We start from the raw sequence: 22,417 nt of genomic DNA, 5'->3' as shown, positions 1-22,417 counted from the left end.
GCCATGATCGCCGATCCGACCGCGCCGCCGCGGGAATCGATGAATGACGATCGCAGTCCGCTGCTGACGCTGATCTCGTGCATCAGCTGCATCAGGACGATGCGGCTTGAGAGCAGCTCTCCGGGTAGCAAGGGCAGGGATATTCTCCAATACCGCTGCGAGCAGTGCAGCCGCATTGAACGGGTGCTGCTGGTGCGGCGAAGCTGGCCGGACAAGCAACCTTAAGTTCTTCTTACCGACGTGCTCGCGCGCTGCTCGGCGCATCTTGCCCTGCGGGATCAATCTCGCCTGACAGACTTTCAGATCGTTGCCCTGTCAGCTTCGAGAGTTCGCGGCTGAGGTCGTGTATGTGATACGGCTTGCGCAGCACCGGGAAATCGGACCTGACGTTGCGTGCACTGTCGCTGTAGCCTGTCGTTAGCAGGATCGGAAGATCGGGCTTCCTGTCCCGGATCGTACGCGCCAGCTTCAGCCCATCCATCCGGCCAGGCATGACGATGTCACTGAACACCACGTCGATCCCGTTTGCATCGATCTCCGACAAGGCTGCCTCCGCGCTTGACACCCAGCGCACCGCGTAGCCGAGTTGCTCGAGCAGACCCATGCTTGCGTCCGCGACCGCGGGATTGTCCTCGATCAACAGAACAGTGGCCGGGCCATGCTCCGTAGCGTCGACCGGGGCAATCGCGGCGCTGCCGGTTCCCCGGGGGAGATAGATGCTGACCGTGGTACCCTTGCCCAGCGCGCTCCTGATTTCGACTCGGCCATCGGCCTGGTGGGCGAAGCCGTGAACCTGGGACAGTCCGAGGCCGGTGCCCTTGCCGACCGGCTTCGTGGTGAAGAATGGATCGAAGACCTTGCTCAGGACGTCGTCGGGAATGCCTGCGCCGGTGTCGGTCACGCTCACGACGACCTGGGCCTGGTGAGGCACATTGCGGGCAGCGATGGTGAGAGTTCCGCCGTCGACCATTGCGTCTCTCGCATTGACCACCAGGTTGATCAGCGCCGTCTCGAACTCGGTCGGATCGGCGAAAACCGGCCAGACGGCCGGCTCGACATCAATGTCGAGCCGGATCGCGCCGCCAAGCGCGCTGATCAAGACCTCACGCAGCGACGTGATCCTGTCGGTAACGTTGATGGACTGTGGGTTGACGCTTTGCCTGCGTGCGAAGGTGAGGAGCTGGCTGGTCAGCGATGCCGCACGCTGCGATGCGGTTTCGATCGCGCCTAGCGCAAGCCGGCCGCGTTCGCTCATCACCTCGCGTTTGATCCGGTGCAAATTGCCTGAAATGATCATCAACAAGTTGTTGAAATCGTGCGCGACCCCGCCAGTCAATTGGCCCAGCGCATCCATCTTCTGCGATTCCGCGAGCTGACGCTGCACCTGCTCGAGCTTCTGCTGGGCTTCGCGGCGCTCGGAGATGTCCCGAGTGATCTTGGCGAAGCCGACCAGCTTGCCGTGGTTGTCGCGGATCGGATCAATTACGACACTCGCCCAGAAGAACGAGCCGTCTTTGCGCACCCGCCAGCCTTCCTCGACATAGTGTCCGCTTTCCTCGGCGATCTTGAGCGCACGGGCCGGCTTGCCCGCGGCCTGGTCGGCCGGCGTGTAGAATCGCGCGAAACTCTGGCCGATGATTTCGGCGGGGGAGTAGCCCTTGATGCGCTCGCCGCCGGTGTTCCAGTTGGCGACGATGCCGTCCGGCGTCAGCATATACAGCGCATAATCAGTGACGTTGCTGACCAGCAGACGAAACTGGCTTTCGCTGGCCTCGAGATCCGCGCGCGCCTGCTGCCGCTCGGTTATGTCGCGGATGACCATCGCGTAGCCGACCAGCCTGCGCTTCTCGTAAACCGGGTCGATGACGACAGCGGCGAAGAATTGTGATCCATCCTTGCGGACCCACCAGCCTTCGGCAGCCACATGCTTTTCCTTGCGTGCGACTTGCAGCGCCCTGGCGGGGATACCCGAGTCGCGATCATCATCGGGATAGAAGATCGAGAAGTGCTTACCGAGGATCGCCTTGGCCGAATAGCCGGTGATCCGCTCGGCGCCCTTATTCCAATTGGTCACCCGGCCATCGGCGCCAAGCATGCAGATGGCGTAGTCGATCGCTCCTCCGGCCAACAGCCGAAATCTGCGCTCGCTTTCGAAAATGTCCCGCTTGAGACGATCTGTTTGCTTGATCATTGTCAGTCCTGCCCCGCGCTAAACGCCGGGCGCGGGCCGATGTTCCGAGACGCTCGCACGCGGCCGCGCGGACCGAGCAAGACCTTAGGCTGCCGCCGGCCGGCGAAAAGTTCCAATGAGCATTGGAACCTTTGGTTCCGTTGGCGATTAAGGTCCTCGGTTTGCGTCACAAATCGTGGTTTTGGCGTTTTCCCGCTTGAATAGATCAAAGGCAGTCCTTCTTATGGTCACACTGGCCTTTCCGAGTCTCCGGATTCGTGGCCAGCGCGTAGGGGAAATTCCATGACCGATCTCGGTTCGCCGCCTCGTCCCCGTGCTGATACACGCCGCGCCCAACCATCGAATGGAAGCCTCGACTCCTCGCACGATCTGCTGCAATCGCTGCAGGCGATGCGCGGCGGCGACTTCTCGGTCCGGATGCGTGGCGACTATCTCGGTATCGACGGCAAGATCGCGGACGCCTTCAACGAAATCGCAGCCGCCAACGAGCGCATGGCCCAGCAATTGGCGCGCGTCGGACAGGTCGTCGGCCGCGAGGGACAGACCCGCCAGCGCGTCAATTTCGGCCTCGCCAGCGGCGCCTGGGCCGATATGGAGAGCTCGGTCAACACGCTGATCGACGATTTGCTGTGGCCGACCCGCGAAGTCACCCGGGCGGTCGCCGCGGTGGCACAGGGCGACCTGCTGCAGACCGTGCAGCTCGACGTCGAGGGCAGGCCGCTGCGCGGCGAATTCCTGCAGTCGGCGAACATCGTCAACACGATGATCAAGCAGCTCTCGGTGTTCACCTCGGAAGTCACCCGCGTTGCCCGCGAGGTCGGCACCGAGGGCAAGCTCGGCGGCCAGGCCCAGGTGCCGGAAGTGACCGGCGTCTGGAAGGACCTGACCGAGAGCGTCAACTCGATGGCCAACAATCTGACCGGCCAGGTCCGCAACATCGCCGAGGTGACGATCGCGGTCGCCAACGGCGACTTGTCCAAGAAGATCACGGTCGACGTCCGCGGCGAGATCCTGCAGCTGAAAGAGGCCATCAACACGATGGTCGATCAGCTGCGTTCATTCGCCTCGGAAGTGACGCGCGTGGCGCGCGAGGTCGGTACCGACGGCAAGCTCGGCGGCCAGGCGATCGTGCCCGGTGTCGCCGGCACCTGGAAGGACCTGACCGACTCCGTGAACGCGATGTGCGGCAACCTGACCGCCCAGGTCCGCAACATCGCCAACGTGACCACCGCCGTGGCGCGCGGCGACCTGTCGCGCAAGATCACGGTGGACGTCAGAGGCGAAATTCTCGAACTGAAGGACACCATCAACACGATGGTGGACCAGCTCAACTCGTTCGCCTCGGAAGTGACGCGCGTGGCGCGCGAGGTCGGCACCGAAGGCAAGCTCGGCGGTCAGGCCCAGGTGCCCGGCGTCGCCGGCACCTGGAAGGATCTGACCGACAACGTCAACTTCATGGCGTCGAACCTGACCGCGCAGGTCCGCAACATCGCCGACGTCGCGACCGCGATCGCCGGCGGCGACCTCTCGAAGAAGATCACGGTGAACGTGTCGGGCGAGATCCTTCAGCTGAAGGAAACGCTCAACACGATGGTGGACCAGCTCAACGCCTTCGCCTCGGAAGTGACGCGCGTGGCGCGCGAGGTCGGCACCGAAGGCAAGCTCGGCGGCCAGGCCAACGTGCTCGGCGTTGCCGGCACCTGGAAGGACTTGACCGACAACGTCAACTTCATGGCGTCGAACCTGACGGCGCAGGTCCGCAACATCGCCGGGGTCACCACCGCGGTCGCCAACGGCGACTTGTCGAAGAAGATCACGGTCGACGTGCGCGGCGAGATTCTCGAGCTGAAGGACACCATCAACACGATGGTGGACCAACTCAACGCCTTCGCCGGCGAGGTGACGCGCGTGGCGCGCGAGGTCGGCACCGAGGGCAAGCTGGGCGGCCAGGCCGAGGTGCGCGGCGTCGCCGGCACCTGGAAGGACCTGACCGACAGCGTCAACTCGATGGCCTCGAACCTGACCGCGCAGGTCCGCAACATCGCCGAGGTCGCAACCGCCGTGGCAAAGGGCGACCTGTCGAAGAAGATCACCGTGAACGTGTCGGGCGAAATCCTTCAGCTGAAGGAAACGCTGAACACGATGGTCGACCAGCTCAACGCCTTCGCCGGCGAAGTCACGCGGGTGGCGCGCGAGGTCGGCACCGACGGCAAGCTCGGCGGCCAGGCCGAGGTGCCCGGCGTCGCCGGCACCTGGAAGGACCTGACCGACAGCGTCAACTCGATGGCCGGCAACCTGACGGCGCAGGTCCGCAACATCGCCGAGGTCGCGACCGCGATCGCCGGGGGCGACCTGTCGCGCAAGATCACGGTCGACGTGCGCGGCGAGATCCTTCAGCTGAAGGAAACGCTGAACACGATGGTCGACCAGCTCAACCGCTTCGCGGGCGAGGTGACGCGCGTGGCGCGCGAGGTCGGCACCGACGGCAGTCTCGGCGGCCAGGCCAACGTGCCCGGCGTCGCCGGCACCTGGAAGGACCTGACCGACAGCGTCAACTCGATGGCCGGCAACCTGACCGCGCAGGTCCGCAACATCGCCGAAGTCACCACCGCGGTGGCGCGCGGCGACCTGTCGCGCAAGATCACGGTCGACGTGAAGGGCGAAATCCTCGAGCTGAAGAACACCATCAACACGATGGTCGACCAGCTCAACGCCTTCGCTGGCGAGGTGACGCGTGTCGCGCGCGAAGTCGGCACCGAGGGTAAGCTCGGCGGCCAGGCCGAAGTGCCCGGCGTCGCTGGCACCTGGAAGGATTTGACCGACAACGTCAACTTCATGGCGTCGAACCTCACGGCGCAGGTCCGCAACATCGCCGAGGTCGCGACCGCGATCGCCGGCGGCGACCTGTCGAAGAAGATCACGGTGGACGTGCGTGGCGAGATCCTGCTGCTCAAGGACACCCTGAACACGATGGTGGAACAGCTGCGCTCATTCGCCGCCGAAGTGACGCGCGTGGCGCGTGAGGTCGGCACCGAGGGACGGCTCGGCGGCCAGGCCGTGGTGCCAGGCGTTGGCGGCACCTGGAAGGATCTCACCGACAACGTCAACCTGCTCGCCGCGAACCTGACCACCCAGGTCCGCAACATCGCCGAAGTGACCACGGCCGTGGCGCGCGGCGACCTGTCGCGCAAGATCACGGTCGACGTGAAGGGCGAAATCCTCGAGCTGAAGAACACCATCAACACGATGGTCGACCAGCTCAACGCCTTCGCCGGCGAGGTGACGCGCGTGGCGCGCGAGGTCGGCACCGAGGGCAAACTGGGCGGCCAGGCCGAGGTGCGCGGCGTCGCCGGCACCTGGAAGGACCTCACCGACACCGTCAACTTCATGGCGGCGAATCTGACCGAGCAGGTGCGCGGCATCGTCAAGGTGGTCACCGCAGTCGCCAATGGCGACCTGAAGCAGAATTTGACGGTGAAGTCGAAGGGCGAGGTGGCCGCGCTCGCCGAAACCATCAACAACATGACGGAGACGCTCGCGACTTTCGCCGAGCAGGTCACCAGCGTGGCGCGCGAAGTCGGCGTCGAGGGACGGCTCGGCGGCCAGGCCAATGTGCCCGGCGCTGCCGGGACCTGGAAGGATCTCACCGGCAACGTCAACCTGCTCGCGGCCAACCTGACCTCCCAGGTGCGTGCGATCGCGGAGGTGGCGACGGCGGTGACCAAGGGCGACCTGACGCGCTCGATCCAGGTCGACGTGCGCGGCGAAGTTGCCGAGCTCAAGGACAACATCAACACCATGATCGGCAACCTCCGTCTCACCACGGAGCGCAACACCGAGCAGGACTGGCTGAAGACCAATCTGGCGCGCTTCACCAACATGCTGCAGGGCCAGCGCGATCTCGCGACCGTCGGCCGCCTGCTGCTGACCGAGCTGGCGCCACTGATCAACGCGCATATGGGCGTGATCTACCAGGTCGACAATCCCGAGAATGCGCAGCTGCGCCTGCTGTCGGCCTATGCCAGCGACAGCAGCAATCCGCATCCGCAGATCGTCCAGTTCGGCGAGGGACTGATCGGCCAATGCGCACTCGACAAGCGGCAGCGCCTCGTCTCGGATATTCCCGGCGATGCGGTGCCGGTCAACTCGGCCTTGATGCGGATCATGCCGAAGAACCTCGTCGTGTTGCCGGTGCTGTTCGAGAACCAGGTCAAGGCCGTGATCGAGCTGTCCTCGATCTCGTCGTTCACGACCTCGCAGATTACGTTCCTCGAACAGCTCACCGACAGCATCGGCATCGTGCTCAACAGTATCGAGGCGACGATGCAGACCGAGGCGCTGCTCAAGCAGTCGCAGCAGCTCGCCGGCGAGTTGCAGACCCAGCAGAAGGAATTGCAGCAGACCAACGACCAGCTCGAGCAGAAGGCCCAGCAGCTCGCCGAACGCAACGTCGACGTCGAGCGCAAGAACCAGGAAATCGAGCAGGCCCGCCGCGCTCTGGAAGAGAAGGCGACCGAGCTGTCGCTGACCTCGAAATACAAGTCCGAATTCCTCGCCAACATGTCGCACGAGCTGCGCACGCCGCTGAACTCGATCCTGATCCTCGGCCAGCAGCTCACCGAGAATCCGGACGGCAACCTGACCGGCAAGCAGGTCGAGTTCGCCCGCACCATTCACGGCGCCGGCACCGACCTGCTGAACCTGATCAGCGACATCCTCGACCTCTCCAAGATCGAGTCCGGCACGGTGACGGTTGATGCCGAGGAAATCCTCACCTCGAGCCTGCTCGAGACCGTCGGGCGGCCGTTCCGGCACGAGGCGGAGAACCGCCATCTCTCCTTCAGCATCGATGTCGACGCCAATCTCGCGCGCAGCATGGTGACCGACTCCAAGCGATTGCAGCAGGTGCTCAAGAACCTGCTGTCGAACGCATTCAAGTTCACCGCGGACGGCGGCGTCAGCCTGACCGTGTCGGCCGCGCTCGGCGGCTGGAGCGCCGAGCATCCGATCCTGAACGCAGCACCCGCCGTCGTCGCCTTCGAAGTGTCGGATACCGGCATCGGCATCCCCCAGGACAAGCAGAAGCTGATCTTCGAGGCGTTCCAGCAGGCCGACGCCGGCACCAGCCGCAAGTATGGCGGCACCGGGCTTGGCCTTGCCATCAGCCGCGAGCTGGCCGGCCTGCTCGGCGGCGAGATCCATCTGCGCAGTGCGCCGGGCAAGGGTTCGACCTTCACGCTCTATCTGCCGCTGAAATATGCCGGACCGTCGGCGGCCTTGCGTCCGCAGGCGCTGGCGATGCCGCACACCGCGGCACCGGCGCTGCAATCGTCCAGCGTGCAAGAGCGCGTGATCGAGCAGCTGCCGGACGACCGGCTCGATCTCAAGCCCGGCGACACGATCCTCTTGATCGTCGAGGACGACCCGCATTACGCGCGGGTGCTGATCGATCTGGCTCGCGACAAGGGCTTCAAGGTGCTGGTCGCAAGCCGCGGCGCCGAGGCGCTTGACCTCGCCAAGCAGTTCCAGCCGAGCGCGGTTTCGCTCGACGTCTTCCTGCCCGACATGCTGGGCTGGACGGTGCTGAGCCAGCTCAAGCACAATCCGCTGACCCGTCACATTCCGGTCCAGATCATTACGCTCGACGAGGACCGGCAGCATGCGCTGGCGCGCGGCGCCTTCTCCTTCGTCAACAAGCCGACCACGACCGAGGGCGTTAGCGCTGCGCTGTCGCAGATCAAGGAATACGCCAAACCGCGTCGCAAGCGGCTGCTGATCGTGGAGGACAATGCGGCGGAGCAGCTCAGCATCACCGAACTGCTCGGCCACGAGGATATCGAGATCGTGACCAGCGGAACCGGGGCAGGGGCACTCTCGACCTTGCGCGAACATCCCTGCGACTGCGTCGTGCTCGACCTGCGGCTGCCTGACATGAGCGGCTTCGAGGTGCTGGATCAGATCCGCAAGGACGAGACGCTGTCCAATATTCCCGTTGTCGTATTTACCGGCCGGGAACTTTCCGCCGAAGAGGATGCGGAACTGCACACCATGGCGCGCAGCATCGTCGTCAAGGGTGTGGAGTCGCCGGAACGTCTGCTCGACGAAACGTCACTGTTCCTGCACCGTGTGATCACGGAATTGCCCGTCGAAAAACAGAGGATGTTGGAGAAGCTCAACAGTTCCGACGAGGATCTGATTGGCAAGACCGCGCTCCTGGTCGACGACGACGCCCGCAACATCTTCGCGCTGTCGAGCGTGCTGGAGCGGCGAGGTATGAAGGTGTTGACTGCGACAACAGGTCACGAGGCGATATCGCTGGTCGAGTCCAATCCGAAGATCGCGATCGTGCTGATGGACATCATGATGCCGCAGATGGACGGTTACCAGACCGTCGGCGCTATCCGGCAAAATCCGGCCTTTGCGCGGCTACCGATCATCGCGCTGACCGCAAAAGCGATGAAAGGCGACCGCGAGAAATGCCTGGAGGCAGGCGCATCCGACTATCTGGCGAAACCCGTGAACACAGAGCAACTGCTGCTGGCGATCCGCATGTGGCTGCACCGCTGATCGGTGATCGAACATGATGGACCATGAAAAGGTGAACATCCTTCTGGTCGATGACCAGCCGGCCAAGCTGCTGGCTTATGAGGTCATCCTGAAGGAGCTCGGCGAGACGCTGGTCGCCGCCTCGTCGGGCCGCGAGGCGCTCGAGTTCCTGCTCAAGAACGAAGTCGCGGTCATCCTGGTCGATGTCTGCATGCCCGAGCTCGACGGTTTCGAGCTCGCGGCGATGATCCGCGAGCATCCACGCTTCCAGAAGACCGCGATGATCTTCATCTCGGCAATCCAGGTCAGCGATATCGACCGGCTGCGCGGCTACGAGATGGGCGCGGTCGATTACGTCCCGGTGCCTGTCGTGCCCGAGGTCTTGCGCGCAAAGATACGCGTGTTCGCCGAGCTCTACCGTAAGACACGGCAACTTGAGCGCCTCAATGCCGAGCTCGAGGACCGCGTGCGCGCGCGCACCGCCGAGCTTGAGCAGTCGACCACGCGGCTGGTGGAAAGCGAGGCGCGCCGCAGCATGGCGATCGCCGCGGGCAAGATGGGCTCGTGGGACTGGGACTGGGTCAACGGCGACTGGATGTGGGACGAGGGGCAATACAAGATCTTCGGCGTCGACCCGAAATCCTTCAAGCTCACGTCGGACAATATCCAGGCTCTGTTTCATCCCGACGATGTCGAGCAACTCCGCCAGGGCTGGACCGGCTTCGGCAACGGCCAAACCTCCTATGAGGCTGAATTCCGTGTGGTGCGGCCGGACGGCGAGATCCGCTGGTGCGTCGGCACGGCTGCGGCGACCAGCGACAGGAGCGGCAGGGTGGTGCGGGTCAGCGGCGTCACCGTCGACATCACCGATCGCAAGAAGGCCGAGGAACGGCAGAGCCTCTTGACCCGCGAGGTCGATCATCGCGCCAAGAACGCGCTCGCGCTGGCGCAGTCGATCGTGCGGCTGACGCGCGCCCAGAACGTCACCGCCTATGTGCGCGCGGTCGAGGGCCGCATCACGGCGCTGGCGCGCGTTCACACCGTGCTGTCGCTGTCGAGCTGGCAGGGCGCCGAGATCCGGCGGCTGGTGACCGAGGAGATCGCGCCCTATTCCGAGGCCGGGCAGATCCAGATCGATGGCGCGGAAGTGCAGTTGCAGCCCGCGACGGCGCAGACGCTGGCGCTGGCGCTGCACGAGCTCGTCACCAACTCCGCCAAATACGGCAGCCTGTCGGTGCTGTCAGGCCGTCTCGCGATCACCTGGGAGGTGCATGACGATGCGCTAATCCTAGCTTGGGTGGAATCCGGCGGGCCTGCGGTGACCAAACCGAAGCAGAAGGGCTTCGGCACACGAAGTGTCATCGCCAGCATCGAGACCCAACTAGGCGGACGGGCCGATTTCGATTGGCGTGCCGAGGGCCTGATCTGCCGGCTCACGGTTCCGCTCAAGGCGCCGGTTGGAGAGGCGGCGGCTTACCGCGATCTGTCGGCGGCCGAGCGCAAGCCCATGGTCGGTTCTAGGGCCGTGTAGCGCGTCCTCCGAAACAGGAACCAAGCGCCGGACGCTGCGGTTAACGAGGGACAATCGCTTCCGTTCGTAGCCTGAGGTGCTGCCGTGGATGCCCAAACCCGAGAGCGCGGGCCGTCCGTGGAGGAGCCGCGGCAGCTTGAGCGCGCCCAAGAACAACAGTCGCGGCCCGAGCATTCGTCTTCACCGCAACAGGAGACTGACCGCAAGCCGCCGGTGCGCGACCGGTTGCGCGAGCACTGGATGCTTGCGACGGCCGGCGCTTGTCTGCTCCTGATTGCGCTGGTCGGCGGCGTGGCCTACTGGCTCAATGTCCGCCACTATGAATCGACCGACGACGCGTTCATCGCGGCGCGCAGCTTTGCCGTGGCCTCGAAGGTCGGCGGCTATGTCGTCGAGGTCCCCGTCACCGACAACCAGCACGTCAATGCCGGAGATCTGCTCGCGCGGATCGACGAGCGCGACTACAAGATCGCGGTCGATCAGGCCGGCGCGCAAGTCGCGGCTGCCCAGGCCAATGTTGCCAATGTCCAGGCGCAGATCGACAGTCAGCAGGAGCAGATCAAGCAAGCCAAGGCGCAGCAGCAGCAAGCCGAGGCGCAACTGAAGTTCGCGCAGGAGGAGGCCGCGCGGGCCCAAGACCTCGTGGAGAAGGGCGCTGGCACGGTGCAGCGGCAGCAGCAGACGCGCTCCGACCTCGACGCCCAACAGGCCAATACCAGCCGGACCAGAACGGCGGTCACCGCGGCCGAACTCGGCGTCAAGACGCTCGAGGCACAGCTCAGGAGCAGCAACGCATCGCTGGAGCAGGCGCAGACGCAGCTCGATCAGGCCAATCTGAACCTGCAATATACCCGCATTGTTGCGGCCCAGTCCGGACGCGTCGTCAAACTGAGCGGCGCGGTCGGCACCTTTGTGGCGCCGGCGCAGAGCGTCATGATGCTGGTTCCCGACGATATCTGGATCACCGCCAACTACAAGGAAACCCAGCTGACCGACATGCGGCCGGGCCAGCCGGTCGAGGTCAGGATCGATGCTTATCCGGGGCGCAAGCTCGCCGGCCACGTGGCTTCGGTTCAGCCTGGCTCGGGCACCGCGTTCAGCCTGCTGCCGGCGGAGAACGCGACCGGCAATTTCGTCAAGGTCGTGCAGCGCGTCCCCGTGAAGATCGTGGTCGACAACTGGCCGGCGGATGTGCCGGTCGGGCCGGGCATGTCGGTCGTGCCCTGGACCAAAGTGCGATGAGCGACGTCGCCGCAGGCGGCGGCGCATCGTGGTCGCCGGAGCGGTCGGCTGCCGGCGGGCATAATCCGTATCTGATCGCCTTCGTCGTCTCAATCGCAACGTTCATGGAAGTGCTCGACACCACGATCGCCAATGTGGCGCTACGCCATATCGCGGGTGGCCTCGCCGTCGGCCTCGACGAAAGCACCTATGTCATCACCAGCTATCTCGTCGCCAACGCCATCGTACTGTCGATCTCGGGCTGGCTCTCGACCGTGATCGGGCGCAAGCGCTTCTACATGATCTGCGTCGGCACGTTCGCATTCGCCTCGCTGCTGTGCGGATTGGCCTGGAGCCTGGAAGCACTGGTCCTGTTCCGGATCATCCAGGGCCTCGGCGGCGGCGGGATGGCGACCAGCGAGCAGGCGATCCTCGCCGACTCCTTTCCGCCGGCCAAGCGTGGCCAGGCGTTTGCGATCTACGGCGTGGCGGTCGTGGTGGCCCCTGTGATCGGGCCGACCCTCGGCGGCTGGATCACCGACACCTATACCTGGCACTGGATCTTCCTGATCAACGTGCCGATGGGCTTGATCTCGCTGTTCCTGGTCGGGACGCTGGTCAAGGAGCCGTCCGGCGCCGAAGAGGAGCGCAAGGAACTGCTCAAGGGCGGCCTGCGCGTCGACTACGTCGGATTCGTGCTGGTCGCGATCGGGCTCGGCTCGCTCGAATTCGTGCTCGACGAAGGCCAGCGCAAGGACTGGTTCGGCTCCGACATGATCACGGGCTTCGCATTGGCTTCGGCGGTTTGCCTGATTGCGCTGATCCCATGGGAGCTGACGCGTGAGGAGCCGATCGTCGATCTTCGCCTGCTGGGACGGCGCCAGTTCGGATCGTGCTTTCTGGTGATGCTGTGCACCGGCGCGGTGCTGATCGCTTCGACGCAGATCTTGCCCCAGTTGTTGCAGACCGAGCTGAATTATACCGCGCTGCTGGCGGGGCTCGCGTTGTCGCCCGGCGGCATCGTCACGCTGATCCTGATGCCGGTGGTCGGAAATCTCGTCAGTCGTGTCCAGCCGAAATACCTGATCGCGATCGGCGGCTGCATCGTCGCGTTCTCGATGTGGCACCTGACGGGACTGAACGGCGACATCACCTATGGCTACGCCGCGCTGGCCCGCATCTTCCTCTCCGCAGGACTGCCGTTCCTGTTTCTGCCGGTCACGACGGCGTCCTACGATGGCGTGCCGCCGGACAAGACCAACCAGGCGTCGGCGCTGATCAATGTCGCGCGCAACATCGGCGGGTCGATGGGCGTTGCGCTGGCCCAGACCGCGCTGGCGCAACGCCAGCAATTCCACCAGAGCCGGCTCATCGAGCATGCCGCGCCCTCCGATCTCGGGTATCAGCAGACCATCGATACGATGACGCGCTACTTCCAGTCGCAGGGATCGAATGCATCGGACGCCGCATCTCAGGCGATCGCCTGGGTAGGCCAGACCTTGCAGCGGCAGGTTGATCTTCTCGCCTATATCGATGTGTTCTGGCTGCTCTCGCTCATCGGCCTTGCGATGGTTCCACTCGCTTTGATCATCAAGCCGGTCGACCTGACGTCGTCGCCCAGAGGACATTGAGGGAGATTAGAGCAGACGACATTGTGAACTCAGCTAGCGGTCGAACCGCGCTATGACCTGCATAGCCGGAAACGGACACCAGGCGAGGAGCACATGCTGAAGACCAAGCTTGCCGGTGTGACTCTGACAGTTGTCGTCCTCGCAGCGACCGGTATCACCCGGTCGGCCGCCGAGCCTGTGCTGAAAGGCGCCGAGGCGTTTGGTGACTGGCAGCGCGACAGGCCGGGCACGGTGCGTCTCATCGCACCGCGGGACTTGCCCAAGCCAGGCGCCACAGCTTCCAGCAGCAATTCGTCACGCGTCGTGCCGCGCCCCGCATCGGCGATGCCGCAGGTGCCGGCAGGCTTCAAGATCGAGCTGTTTGCGAGCGGGTTGAGCGGTCCGCGTATTGTCCGGACCGCGCCCAATGGCGATATCTTCGTCGTCGAAACCGGCTCCGGCCGCATCCGCGTCTTGCGCAGCCCCGACGGTGCCACCAGGCCGGCGACCAACGAGGTCTACACAACCGGACTGAACCGGCCGTTCGGCATCGCGTTCTTTCCAGGCGGCGACAATCCGCAATGGCTCTATGTCGCCAACACCGACAGCGTCGTGCGCTTCGCCTATCGCAACGGCGATCTCAACCCGTCGGGAAAGCCCGAGACCATTGTCGCAAACCTTCCTCACGGCTACGGCCATTCCACGCGTGACATCGTGTTCACGTCTGACGGCAAGCGCATGCTGGTGTCGGTCGGCTCCGCCGGGAACGCGGGCGAGGGGCTGGGCAGACCTCCGGAGGGCATCGAGGCCTGGAGCCGCGATCACGCGCTTGGCGCTGCCTGGGGATCGGAAACCAACCGCGCGGCCGTGCTGGCCTTCGATCCCGACGGCAAGAACCAGAAACTGTTCGCCACCGGTATCCGCAACTGCGTCGGACTTGCGATCCAGCCCGGAAGTGGCACGCCCTGGTGCTCCACCAACGAGCGCGACGGCCGCGGTGACAATCTCGTCCCCGATTATGTGACGCGGATCCGCGAGGGCGCGTTCTACGGCTGGCCCTGGTACTATATCGGCGCCAACGAAGACCCCGCGCATGCCGGCGCGCGGCCCGACCTCAAGGACAAGGTGACCATTCCCGACGTGCTGTTGCAGGCGCACTCGGCCTCGCTCGGCCTCACCTTCTACACTGGCAGCAGTTTTCCGGCCGAATATCGCGGCGATGCGTTTGCAGCCGAACATGGTTCGTGGAATCGCGCGAAGCGCACCGGCTATAAGGTCATTCGTATCAGATTGAAGGACGGCGTGCCGACCGGCGAGTACGAGGACTTCGTCACCGGCTTCGTCGTCGGCGACAATGAGGTCTGGGGCCGCCCGGTGGGTGTCACCGTAGCGCGAGACGGCGCGCTGCTGGTCTCCGAAGACGGCAACGGCACGATCTGGCGCGTCAGCCACGACTAGAGCGTTTCCCACCGAAGTGGACACCGGTTCGCGCGAAGAAAACGCGTCAAAACAAGAATCCAGAGCTTCGGTTCTGCTTCAATCAGAAGCGAAAATGCCCTAGCCGTTGGTCGACGGCTGCTAGCCTAGTCCGTCCTTGAGGCCGTATTCCTCGTAGATGGTCAGGGGATCGGTATCGGGAAACAACCGGCACTTGGCTTGCGCAAGATGCAGCGTGACGGCTCCGGCCTCACATCTCGCGGTCAGGATCTTCCGGACATCCTCCATATGGGCGCGGGGCTGATGCTTCGACGGCAACTGTTCGAGTGCGACCAGCGCGGTGGCCAGAGCTTCCGTGACCACCCATTCGTCGTGTCCGGTAATTCCCTTTCGCGGCATCACCACACCCTCCGTCGCTCCGGCTGCAACATTGTAGCGCGAGAAGGGTGGGGGCTGTCATCAACCAACATGGCCAAGGCGGCCAGGAACCGGTTGGCACGGCCCTACCACGATGCGTCGCAGGGAACCAGCGTGGCGGCGGCGCGCGGTTGGCTCGCGATCGATCCCAAGCATCTCGTCGGCGAGCGAGGTTTCGACTACGCCAACATCTTCACCAATCCGGATCTTGCCGATCTGGCACGGCCGGTCGCGACCGAACCCGGACGTTTTGCGCGGCGTCTCGACATCGTCGTGCAAGCAGCGAGGCTGGATCGTCGGCGCCTGCTGTCATGGATCGTCGCCTGGACCGGCTTGTCGGCAGCATTGTTGCTCGGCGATGACGATCTGCTCGCCGAAATCAACCTGCAGATCGCAAACCTTGCTACGGCCGAGCTCGACCGGATGGCATAGGCGCGCAGCCGCTACGCCGCGGCGGCGCTGGCTCCGCTCAGCGATACACTCAGGATTCGCCACTTCGATATATCGAAGAAATAGGCAGCCTTGATGCGTGCGGACGCGGGATCCGGCGCCTGAATCGCCGTGTGGAATTTCCGCTCCCCATCGCTCAACGAAATCCGGAATGTCTGCATTGCTCGAACCTCCACGCGCGGATGCTGCGGCAGCGACGGTTAACATCCGGTTTGCTGGTAGCGGTCCGGCGCGGCGCACGCGCGTCTTGTGCGCCGCCGCTCTCATATGAAGCCTACGGCAGCCGCACCATCGTGTCCTCTGCACCAACGACGCGTCCATCCTGCGCTCGCAGCTCGAGCCGGCGCACCGGCAGTCCATTCTTTCGATCAACCAGCAGCACATGCGACTCGTCGGGCTCGAAGAAGAAATCCTCGCCCCACTGCCGGAGCGCGACGAGGAGCGGGAAGAGCCCGCGTCCCTTTTCGGTCAGCACATAGTCCTGATACGGGCTGCCGTCCGCTGCCGGCACGGCCTCCATGATCCCATGCGCCAAGAGATTGCGGAGCCGCGCGGCGAGGATGTTCTTGGCAAGCCCGAGGCTCTTCTGAAACTCGCCGAACCGGCGCTTTCCGTCGAAGGCATCGCGGACGATCAGCAGCGACCACCAGTCGCCGATCGCATCCAGAGGCCGCGCCACACCGCACATCGAGTCCCTGTGGCTCACTCTCTTGGCCATCGCGGTCACCTGTCGTTCCTCACGCCACGCACTGATCGGAGGGGCGGCCCGAAGGACCGCCCGGTCGTGGGTCCGATATACTGGTTGCAAAGTAAAACCTCAAGCGATACACCATGGTTTCAAATTAAAACCATGCAGGCCAAGCCATGATCCAGCCCGACGCCGCCTTTGACGGCACCTTTCCGTTCACACCGCATTTCAGCACGGCGCCGGGCTTCCGGATGCACTATCTCGACGAAGGCCCGCGGGACGGGGAGGTGGTGCTGTGCCTCCACGGCGAACCGACCTGGGGCTATCTGTTTCGCCATCTGGTGCCGGCGCTCAGCATCACCCACCGCGTGGTCGTTCCGGATCACATGGGGTTCGGCAAGAGCGCGACGCCGGCAGAGCGCAGCTACTGGCTGCAGGACCATGTCGACAATCTCGAAGCGCTGGTGCTTGCGCTCGATCTCTCCGACATTACGCTGGTCATGCATGACTTCGGCGGCCCGGTCGGCATGGGGTTCGCATCGAGGCATCCGGATCGGATCCGCCGCATCATCTCGGCCAACGGGCCGACGCCGTTCGGGCAAAGCGACCTGTTCGAGCGCGTCACCGCCAATGCGCTGACTTCGCCGTGGTTTCAATGGATCGTAAAAGCCGAAGCCAATGGTGAGCTCGAGCCAGTGCTCGGCCAACTCGGCTACAACATCCTGAGCACGCTCAAGCTCAACGGCTTCGAGAACAACGCCGTCATCACCGATGCCTGGCTAGCCGCCTACGGTGCCCCCTTCGCTCGTCCGGCCGATTGCCTCGGTGCGATCGGATGGGCCAAAGGCTTTGCGACCGGCGCGCACAGGTTCGAGGCGCCGGATCCCGCAGCCGACCGCGCGATCCGCGGCAAGGCTGCGCTCGCCATCTGGGGCGAGGCGGATCGCACGCTGCACGCAGAGCATTTCCTGCCGCTGTTTTCCGCGATCTTCCCGGCGGCACCGATCAGGCGTCTTGCCGGCGTCGGGCATTACTGTTTTGAGGATGCTCGGGAAGAAATCGTCCGATTGATCGCGGAATTTATCCGGCAGACCTGACTGCAATGCCCTGTCGCATGCGACGGGCAGGGCGCTCACGTCGCCAAATCTCGATTGGCGTGTGCGTGGTTCAGCTCGCGCCTGCGAGAATGACGAGGTTGTTGATGACGGGCGTTGCGCAGAACGCCGCCACAAGGGCAATCTTGGAAAGGCTTTCGCTGCGCCAAAGCAGCGCGATGACGAGGTACGTCAAACCCAGTTTCGGGATCAGCCACCAGGCACCGAGCCAGGCCTGCGCCATCTCCATGAACGGGTTCGCCTCGCCGAATCCAAGCTCCAAAATCCTGTTGGTGGTCGCAAGGTCCGCGCATCCAAGGAGCAGTACGGAAAGCAGCAGCAGTGCCTTGACCCAATTCATTTCAGCCTCTCGGTGCCAAGCGCCAGACCGGTGATGATCCCGCCATTTTAAGCTGATTCGTTAATTGTCTGTTCCGGCAGGAGATTCAACCGCGGCAGCAGGATGAGCGCCCGGCCATTTGGCATGGCCGCTGCTCCGGTCACAGCCTTGCATTTGCTCTAAGCGACTCCAGCGACCCTGACCAACCCCGGCTCGGCTCGCGCAAATCGTCGCTGCGCGAAATTGATCAGCGGAGACTCGATCGTACGCCAGGTGATTTCCGCCAGGATGCAGACGACCGGAAGCGCAAGGCACCCTGCCAGCGGGCGGCCGAGGTCAAAGAACACGTCGTAGACGACCATGTGGAATAGATAGAGCGAATAGCATCTGCGTCCCGGCCACACGAACGGACGGAGCAGCTCTGTCCGTTCCATGTTGGCGCCAAGCCAGACAATCGCGCAGCAAGCCCATGCTGCGATGGAGAGAAAGCCGAAGGGGGCAACCATGACGGCATACGCCACATCGCAGAGCGGCGGCACGCAGGCCAGCACCATCCACAAAATGCGGGAGCGGCAGTAGCCGCGCATGAAGCAGGCGAGAAGGACGCCGCCGAACAGTTCGTCGAGGCGGCCGGGCAGCAGAAACTGCCAGGAATGGTCCGGCAGATAGGCGTGAAACAGCCAGCGCCAGACCGGCGCCAGCAGCACGCCTATCCAAATGGTGCGGATCAGCCATCGGCGCGGCAGCCAGTAAATCAGGATCGGCAGGATCAGGTAGAACTGCTCTTCGATGGCGAGCGTCCAGGTGACGAAGGTCAAATCGGACTGCGGGTAGCCGAACTCCAGCCACGGGATGGCCTGGATGAAGAACAAATAGTAGCCCCAGTGATCCGGCGGCACGAGCGCCAGCAGCAGCCAATAGAGCGGCAGGATCCGAAACGCTCTCCGCCCATAGAAGGACGAGAAATAGCCGGGCTGTTCGCGACTATCCAGCAGGATGCCGCCGATCAGAAATCCGCTGAGGACGAAGAACAGATCAACGCCCAGCATGCCATATTTGAAGCCGAAATAGTGCCGGGCGATGACCATCGAAATGGCCAGCCCCCTCAGCGCATCGAGCGGTTCGGAACGGTCGGACTGAGCTTTGCGTTCCGTGCTCATTGATCGCCGATGGCAGCAATATCCATCTTGCCCCGCCTTCAGGAGGAGCAGAAAGGCTCCCGCACCCGAGAGCGAAGGGCAACCCGGGACTCTACGGAGCTTCCCGGTCGTTGCCGAGCAGTCGCGACCGTCGCTGTGATTTGGCGGAAGGGGTGGGATTCGAACCCACGGTACCCTTGCGGGCACGCCGGTTTTCAAGACCGGTGCCTTAAACCACTCGGCCACCCTTCCAAACCAACAGTTTCAAGTGCTTAGCGGCAGACTCGAAGAGCACGAACCGCGAAATTGGCACCCGATTTGGGCAGCTAACGCGCCAGCATCGCATGGATCGCCGCCGCCTTGCCGTCGTCGTTCCTAAACAAGTGGACGTAGACGCGCAAGGTGATGTCCGGCCTCACATGCCCAAAGCGCATTGAGACAGTAACGTATTACGCTGGCATCGATCAGCTCGGATGCACGGATTGCCGGAGGTTGTGGAACCCGCGTTGGGCTGGGAAGTCGCTCCGGGCCATTCTTTGCCGTAGCGCTTCTTGATCGGCGTGCGTGTCCGCTGCGAACTGGCCGGCGAATTGCGGCCGGATCGATCGGCTTTCGCGTGAGGGGCATGACCTGAGCTTACGCGCAACAATGCCGCCAGACTTAAAATGCTCGCTGGCGGCGTTGATCCTGGCCCCCGGGAAGGATGTGCAAAATCCCGACATATGAGGGGGGTCGGCACAAGGCGTGCCAGGGTTCGCCTCGCAAAACGGGTTACTACCGAAGGGGTATGTGGTGTCGTCTTATACGAACAGATCCGTCCTGGGTGATGTGTCCCCACGGGTCATAAACTTCAGCAGCTCGATTGCGAAACGCTCTTCGGATAAGCGCTGCTCGATGAAGTGAGTCTCGACTTCGCTAAGTCTGGTGCGAAGCAACCCTCGGTAATGCTCGATGTTTTGCTCATGCACGCGCAACATCGCAATCTTTCGTTCGTCCATTTACGCCCCCTGTGTCTCGGAGGCGCTTTCGCGCCGGTTACCGTCATCACTCTACAAGCAAGAATCGACGCCACGATGACTGTCGGTTCGCAGCGACCGTCAAATTCGGAGTATGTGCACATCGGGGATTTCTCACGAAACTGCGATGCCGCCGACGGTGGTTTCGGTCGGGCGTAGCGGGCGCGCGACCAATTGATTTCCAGCAGCGGCTTTTGAACGCCGCCGCCAGCTGAGGTAGCTTTCACCCGGGCAGTATTTTTCCCGGTATCGGTTCCTCCTGGAAGCGCTCTATTCCTCAGCTACGATACGGATGTAGGTGAGGAAATATGTCCTTTGAGCCGATGGCCGCAGCGATCGATTGGCCGGACGCCTATTGATGGCCTTCTGGAAAGAGCGTTTGGACGACTGCGTTCCGTCCGGGCTGAGCGATCTCAAGCCAGTCCTGAACGGGACGTCGATATCGTTCGTACACCGCGTGGAGCGACGACTGCGAATATGGAATTCGATGCAGAGGGCAAGATTGCTTACATGGAGTGGGGCGCTTCAGGCGCGCCACACGGAGATCGCCGATCGATTTGACGATAAGCCGCTTCGAGGAGTTGTTAGGTGCAAGTCATACGGAATGGATTTCTATCGCTTCTGGCCTTGGGAGCGTTGACCTTGGAAGGTCACGCGCAAACGCTGGTCGCATCATTGGAGTGCGATTTTCCGCTTGCCTCTACCGATGATTGGACCATGGCCGCATCGACCCTCCAGTACTACGTCGATACAGCAACGGGCTGGCGAGTGAACCCAGATTCCTTCTCATTCGATGGCCCGACAGACATTACCATCGGTGGAAAGGATCACACGGCTTCGCTTTCGATCACTATTTCCCGGCAGTCAGGCAAGGCTACCAAAACCCTGTCGACGGAACGGAAATCCCTCACAGTCAGCGGGGAATGCAAAAAGATGGACTCCTCCGGACGTAAGTTTTAGGCGTACCCGTCGCCTCGAATGCTCGAGCGTGCGCCATGATTCTGCGAGCAGCGCTCGCTGGAACGGCCCAGGAGCGTTCCTCCCTTCATTTTCGTCATCGTTCGCGATCGCTCGCCCGGCCACCAGGTCGACGGAGGGGTCGTGCTGGCTGACGCCATCCGAGGGGCTATCCGTCGGCCTGCTTTGCGATCGACCTAAGCTGGCCGTCTCAGTTGCCCCAACTCCGACTGCGGGAGATTGCATGCGGCCTCGATGCGCCCTGCGTCGAGGCCGTTTTTATTGCGGTGGCGTCAGAGGTGGACGACGACAAACGCTGCGCTCGCGCGCATGCTTGGGCTACGGGCGGAGTTGATTCGGCCATGATGCTGGAAGCCGTCGTGCCGCTGATGGGACTGGGCGCCTGCGCCTTGCTGCTCATCGCCTTCTGGGGACTTACGTTGCGGTAATAGTGCGACGCAGGACATGGGCTGCCGGATGCGCCCTGCGGGGTACCCCGTGAGACCTCGGCAAGCACGCTCCGACGTCGAGTACAATTCGGGCTGCCGCGGATGTACCGGCGCTCTGCTGAATCGAGGCGGCCTACTGACTGGCGCCCGCGCCCCCAGCAGACGGAATGACGGCCTCAGCAATCCCCATGCTGAGGCCGTTTTCCGTTACGCGGCCACCCTTCCGGATCATTCGGATCGGGCGCCGCCGAACCAACGCGAACGTGGCGAGAACGTCGGAGCGAAGTGGGCCGTCTGCTCGGTCCGCCAGCGGCGAACCGACCGCGTGTGAGCGCGACGACAAGTTGGCCTGCACGCACCACGGTTGACCGCAACCACCGCCATTGGCCATCATGATGTCCATGAAGCGCATCCTCTTCCTTTGCACCGGCAACTACTACCGCAGTCGATACGCAGAGGAGTTGTTCAATCATCTTGCGCGCGGCGAAAACCTGCCGTGGCGCGCCTCATCGAGAGGCGCCGCCGAACGGGGCTCGCCCGACAATGTCGGCGCCATGTCGGTGTTTGCTGATGACCGGCTTCGCGCCAACGGCATCGTTCCGGAGGGCGCGGCGCGCTATCCGCAGCCATGTTCATTGGCTGATTTCGACGGCGTGGACCTGGTGATCGCGCTCAAGGAGGCCGAGCATCGTCCGCTCATCGAGCGGCGGTTCCCCGAGGTCGCCGACAAGGTAACCTACTGGCATGTGCACGATATCGACGTTGCCCAGCCCGCGGTCGCGCTGCCGATGATCGACGATCTCGTCCGCGGCCTGGTTTCATCGCTCAGGTAGTCGGTTCGCGCTTCAGGAAGATCGCCAGCGCATATTCCGCCGGCCGTGCGAGCCTGCCGCTGATGCGCTCGAGGCCACCCACGGCCACGATCTCGAGGCGGCCTTCAGTGACCTTCAACCGGTCGATCGGCACGTCCCGCGCAAGGAATACCTCGCCGCGAAGGGTGCCGCCCGGCGTCGAATGATCCGGTCCGAAATAGCGACCGATCAGCTCAAAACGCTCGGGCGGCAGGTAATAGCCGATCTCCTCGTGGATCTCGCGCACCACGCATTCCAGGAAGGTCTCGCTGCCCTCCCGCCGGCCGCCAAACAGGCTGATCTTGCCGGGATCGGTAACGTGGGGAAGGTCGTCGCGCAATTGCATCAGCAGCCGGCCATCCGTGCTGACGAGCAGGGCGGACGTTCCCTCTCTTACCGAGTCGGTCATTCGCGAATGCTCTCCTGGGAGGTGGAGGGTGCATCAGGACTGACGCTGGGAAAGACCACGGATCTGTGCTG

18 protein-coding genes and 1 tRNA gene are annotated in these 22,417 nt (G+C 63.5%); 10 read left to right on the top strand and 9 right to left on the bottom strand.

Annotated elements, in window-relative coordinates:
• Positions 1-3 precede the first annotated feature (3 nt).
• Entirely contained in the window at positions 4-225 is a 222-nt protein-coding gene (locus tag ACVISU_RS01235; RefSeq protein WP_050406674.1) for a hypothetical protein, read from the top strand.
• A gap of 7 nt (positions 226-232) precedes the next feature.
• On the opposite strand, the gene ACVISU_RS01230 is transcribed toward ACVISU_RS01235, so the two are convergent.
• Entirely contained in the window at positions 233-2,191 is a 1,959-nt protein-coding gene (locus ACVISU_RS01230) for a PAS domain S-box protein (protein ID WP_456705726.1), read from the bottom strand.
• 282 nt (positions 2,192-2,473) lie between these two features.
• On the opposite strand from ACVISU_RS01230, the gene ACVISU_RS01225 reads away from it, so the two are divergent.
• From ACVISU_RS01225 to ACVISU_RS01205, 5 genes are all read left to right on the top strand, one after another.
• Positions 2,474-8,758: a HAMP domain-containing protein gene (locus tag ACVISU_RS01225; protein ID WP_456705725.1), complete on the top strand. Its 6,285-nt coding sequence runs from the start codon at positions 2,474-2,476 to the stop codon at positions 8,756-8,758.
• 16 nt (positions 8,759-8,774) lie between these two features.
• A complete protein-coding gene (locus ACVISU_RS01220; RefSeq protein ID WP_456710738.1) occupies positions 8,775-10,268 on the top strand; it encodes a sensor histidine kinase in 1,494 nt (497 codons plus the stop codon).
• An 84-nt stretch (positions 10,269-10,352) separates the two neighbouring features.
• Complete coding sequence (locus ACVISU_RS01215) at positions 10,353-11,510, top strand: HlyD family secretion protein (protein WP_456705724.1); 1,158 nt, start codon at positions 10,353-10,355, stop codon at positions 11,508-11,510.
• Positions 11,507-13,120 carry a DHA2 family efflux MFS transporter permease subunit gene (locus tag ACVISU_RS01210; RefSeq protein ID WP_456705723.1) on the top strand — a complete coding sequence of 538 codons (1,614 nt, stop codon included), beginning with the start codon at positions 11,507-11,509 and terminating at the stop codon, positions 13,118-13,120. Before ACVISU_RS01215 ends, ACVISU_RS01210 begins: the two co-directional genes overlap by 4 nt.
• A 93-nt stretch (positions 13,121-13,213) precedes the next feature.
• Positions 13,214-14,557, top strand: a complete 1,344-nt coding sequence (locus tag ACVISU_RS01205) for a PQQ-dependent sugar dehydrogenase (RefSeq protein WP_456705722.1) — start codon at positions 13,214-13,216, stop codon at positions 14,555-14,557.
• A 120-nt stretch (positions 14,558-14,677) separates the two neighbouring features.
• On the opposite strand, the gene ACVISU_RS01200 is transcribed toward ACVISU_RS01205, so the two are convergent.
• The gene (locus tag ACVISU_RS01200; RefSeq protein WP_028340659.1) at positions 14,678-14,935 is read right to left on the bottom strand and encodes a hypothetical protein; all 258 of its coding nucleotides are present in this window, start codon (positions 14,933-14,935) and stop codon (positions 14,678-14,680) included.
• Between ACVISU_RS01200 and ACVISU_RS01195 the strand changes: the two genes are divergently transcribed.
• Positions 14,816-15,385, top strand: a complete 570-nt coding sequence (locus tag ACVISU_RS01195; protein WP_456710737.1) for an aminoglycoside phosphotransferase family protein — start codon at positions 14,816-14,818, stop codon at positions 15,383-15,385. The two genes, ACVISU_RS01200 and ACVISU_RS01195, sit on opposite strands and share 120 nt — an antisense overlap.
• Before the next feature lie 11 nt (positions 15,386-15,396).
• On the opposite strand, the gene ACVISU_RS01190 is transcribed toward ACVISU_RS01195, so the two are convergent.
• Positions 15,397-15,564: a hypothetical protein gene (locus ACVISU_RS01190; RefSeq protein WP_176531327.1), complete on the bottom strand. Its 168-nt coding sequence runs from the start codon at positions 15,562-15,564 to the stop codon at positions 15,397-15,399.
• Positions 15,565-15,677: 113 nt separating this feature from the next.
• Positions 15,678-16,121, bottom strand: coding sequence for a winged helix-turn-helix transcriptional regulator (locus ACVISU_RS01185; RefSeq protein ID WP_456705721.1), 444 nt, complete (start codon positions 16,119-16,121; stop codon positions 15,678-15,680).
• A gap of 146 nt (positions 16,122-16,267) precedes the next feature.
• On the opposite strand from ACVISU_RS01185, the gene ACVISU_RS01180 reads away from it, so the two are divergent.
• Positions 16,268-17,188 carry an alpha/beta fold hydrolase gene (locus ACVISU_RS01180; protein ID WP_456705720.1) on the top strand — a complete coding sequence of 307 codons (921 nt, stop codon included), beginning with the start codon at positions 16,268-16,270 and terminating at the stop codon, positions 17,186-17,188.
• Positions 17,189-17,258: 70 nt separating this feature from the next.
• Here ACVISU_RS01180 and ACVISU_RS01175 read toward each other — a convergent pair whose 3' ends face one another.
• The 4 genes from ACVISU_RS01175 to ACVISU_RS01160 all read right to left on the bottom strand — a co-directional run bounded on the left by ACVISU_RS01175 (position 17,259) and on the right by ACVISU_RS01160 (position 19,662).
• Positions 17,259-17,546 carry a DUF5658 family protein gene (locus ACVISU_RS01175; protein ID WP_244522025.1) on the bottom strand — a complete coding sequence of 96 codons (288 nt, stop codon included), beginning with the start codon at positions 17,544-17,546 and terminating at the stop codon, positions 17,259-17,261.
• A 158-nt stretch (positions 17,547-17,704) separates the two neighbouring features.
• Positions 17,705-18,685: an acyltransferase family protein gene (locus ACVISU_RS01170; protein WP_456705719.1), complete on the bottom strand. Its 981-nt coding sequence runs from the start codon at positions 18,683-18,685 to the stop codon at positions 17,705-17,707.
• A gap of 141 nt (positions 18,686-18,826) precedes the next feature.
• Positions 18,827-18,916: transfer RNA gene (locus tag ACVISU_RS01165), tRNA-Ser, on the bottom strand.
• Positions 18,917-19,464: 548 nt separating this feature from the next.
• Positions 19,465-19,662, bottom strand: a complete 198-nt coding sequence (locus ACVISU_RS01160; protein WP_456705718.1) for a hypothetical protein — start codon at positions 19,660-19,662, stop codon at positions 19,465-19,467.
• Positions 19,663-20,268: 606 nt separating this feature from the next.
• Here ACVISU_RS01160 and ACVISU_RS01155 point away from each other — a divergent pair.
• Both ACVISU_RS01155 and ACVISU_RS01150 read left to right on the top strand, forming a co-directional pair.
• Positions 20,269-20,640: a hypothetical protein gene (locus tag ACVISU_RS01155; RefSeq protein ID WP_157113467.1), complete on the top strand. Its 372-nt coding sequence runs from the start codon at positions 20,269-20,271 to the stop codon at positions 20,638-20,640.
• An 838-nt stretch (positions 20,641-21,478) separates the two neighbouring features.
• The gene (locus ACVISU_RS01150; protein WP_050404546.1) at positions 21,479-21,919 is read left to right on the top strand and encodes an arsenate-mycothiol transferase ArsC; all 441 of its coding nucleotides are present in this window, start codon (positions 21,479-21,481) and stop codon (positions 21,917-21,919) included.
• Here ACVISU_RS01150 and ACVISU_RS01145 read toward each other — a convergent pair.
• Positions 21,912-22,346, bottom strand: coding sequence for an NUDIX domain-containing protein (locus ACVISU_RS01145; RefSeq protein ID WP_050404503.1), 435 nt, complete (start codon positions 22,344-22,346; stop codon positions 21,912-21,914). The two genes, ACVISU_RS01150 and ACVISU_RS01145, sit on opposite strands and share 8 nt — an antisense overlap.
• Between the last annotated feature and the right edge of the window lie 71 nt (positions 22,347-22,417).

The organism is Bradyrhizobium sp. USDA 4452, assembly GCF_054063575.1.
This window is presented reverse-complemented; position numbering and strand designations above follow the sequence as displayed.

Excerpts from the sequence above, each read along its gene's own strand:
- ACVISU_RS01220 (WP_456710738.1), top strand. The coding sequence starts at position 8,775 with ATGGACCATGAAAAGGTGAACATCCTTCTGGTCGATGACCAGCCGGCC.
- ACVISU_RS01200 (WP_028340659.1), bottom strand. The coding sequence starts at position 14,935 with ATGCCGCGAAAGGGAATTACCGGACACGACGAATGGGTGGTCACGGAA.
- ACVISU_RS01170 (WP_456705719.1), bottom strand. The coding sequence starts at position 18,685 with ATGAGCACGGAACGCAAAGCTCAGTCCGACCGTTCCGAACCGCTCGAT.
- ACVISU_RS01205 (WP_456705722.1), top strand. The coding sequence starts at position 13,214 with ATGCTGAAGACCAAGCTTGCCGGTGTGACTCTGACAGTTGTCGTCCTC.
- ACVISU_RS01210 (WP_456705723.1), top strand. The coding sequence starts at position 11,507 with ATGAGCGACGTCGCCGCAGGCGGCGGCGCATCGTGGTCGCCGGAGCGG.
- ACVISU_RS01225 (WP_456705725.1), top strand. The coding sequence starts at position 2,474 with ATGACCGATCTCGGTTCGCCGCCTCGTCCCCGTGCTGATACACGCCGC.
- ACVISU_RS01145 (WP_050404503.1), bottom strand. The coding sequence starts at position 22,346 with ATGACCGACTCGGTAAGAGAGGGAACGTCCGCCCTGCTCGTCAGCACG.
- ACVISU_RS01185 (WP_456705721.1), bottom strand. The coding sequence starts at position 16,121 with ATGGCCAAGAGAGTGAGCCACAGGGACTCGATGTGCGGTGTGGCGCGG.
- ACVISU_RS01150 (WP_050404546.1), top strand. The coding sequence starts at position 21,479 with ATGATGTCCATGAAGCGCATCCTCTTCCTTTGCACCGGCAACTACTAC.
- ACVISU_RS01180 (WP_456705720.1), top strand. The coding sequence starts at position 16,268 with ATGATCCAGCCCGACGCCGCCTTTGACGGCACCTTTCCGTTCACACCG.
- ACVISU_RS01190 (WP_176531327.1), bottom strand. The coding sequence starts at position 15,564 with ATGCAGACATTCCGGATTTCGTTGAGCGATGGGGAGCGGAAATTCCAC.
- ACVISU_RS01235 (WP_050406674.1), top strand. The coding sequence starts at position 4 with ATGATCGCCGATCCGACCGCGCCGCCGCGGGAATCGATGAATGACGAT.
- ACVISU_RS01175 (WP_244522025.1), bottom strand. The coding sequence starts at position 17,546 with ATGAATTGGGTCAAGGCACTGCTGCTGCTTTCCGTACTGCTCCTTGGA.
- ACVISU_RS01230 (WP_456705726.1), bottom strand. The coding sequence starts at position 2,191 with ATGATCAAGCAAACAGATCGTCTCAAGCGGGACATTTTCGAAAGCGAG.
- ACVISU_RS01160 (WP_456705718.1), bottom strand. The coding sequence starts at position 19,662 with ATGGACGAACGAAAGATTGCGATGTTGCGCGTGCATGAGCAAAACATC.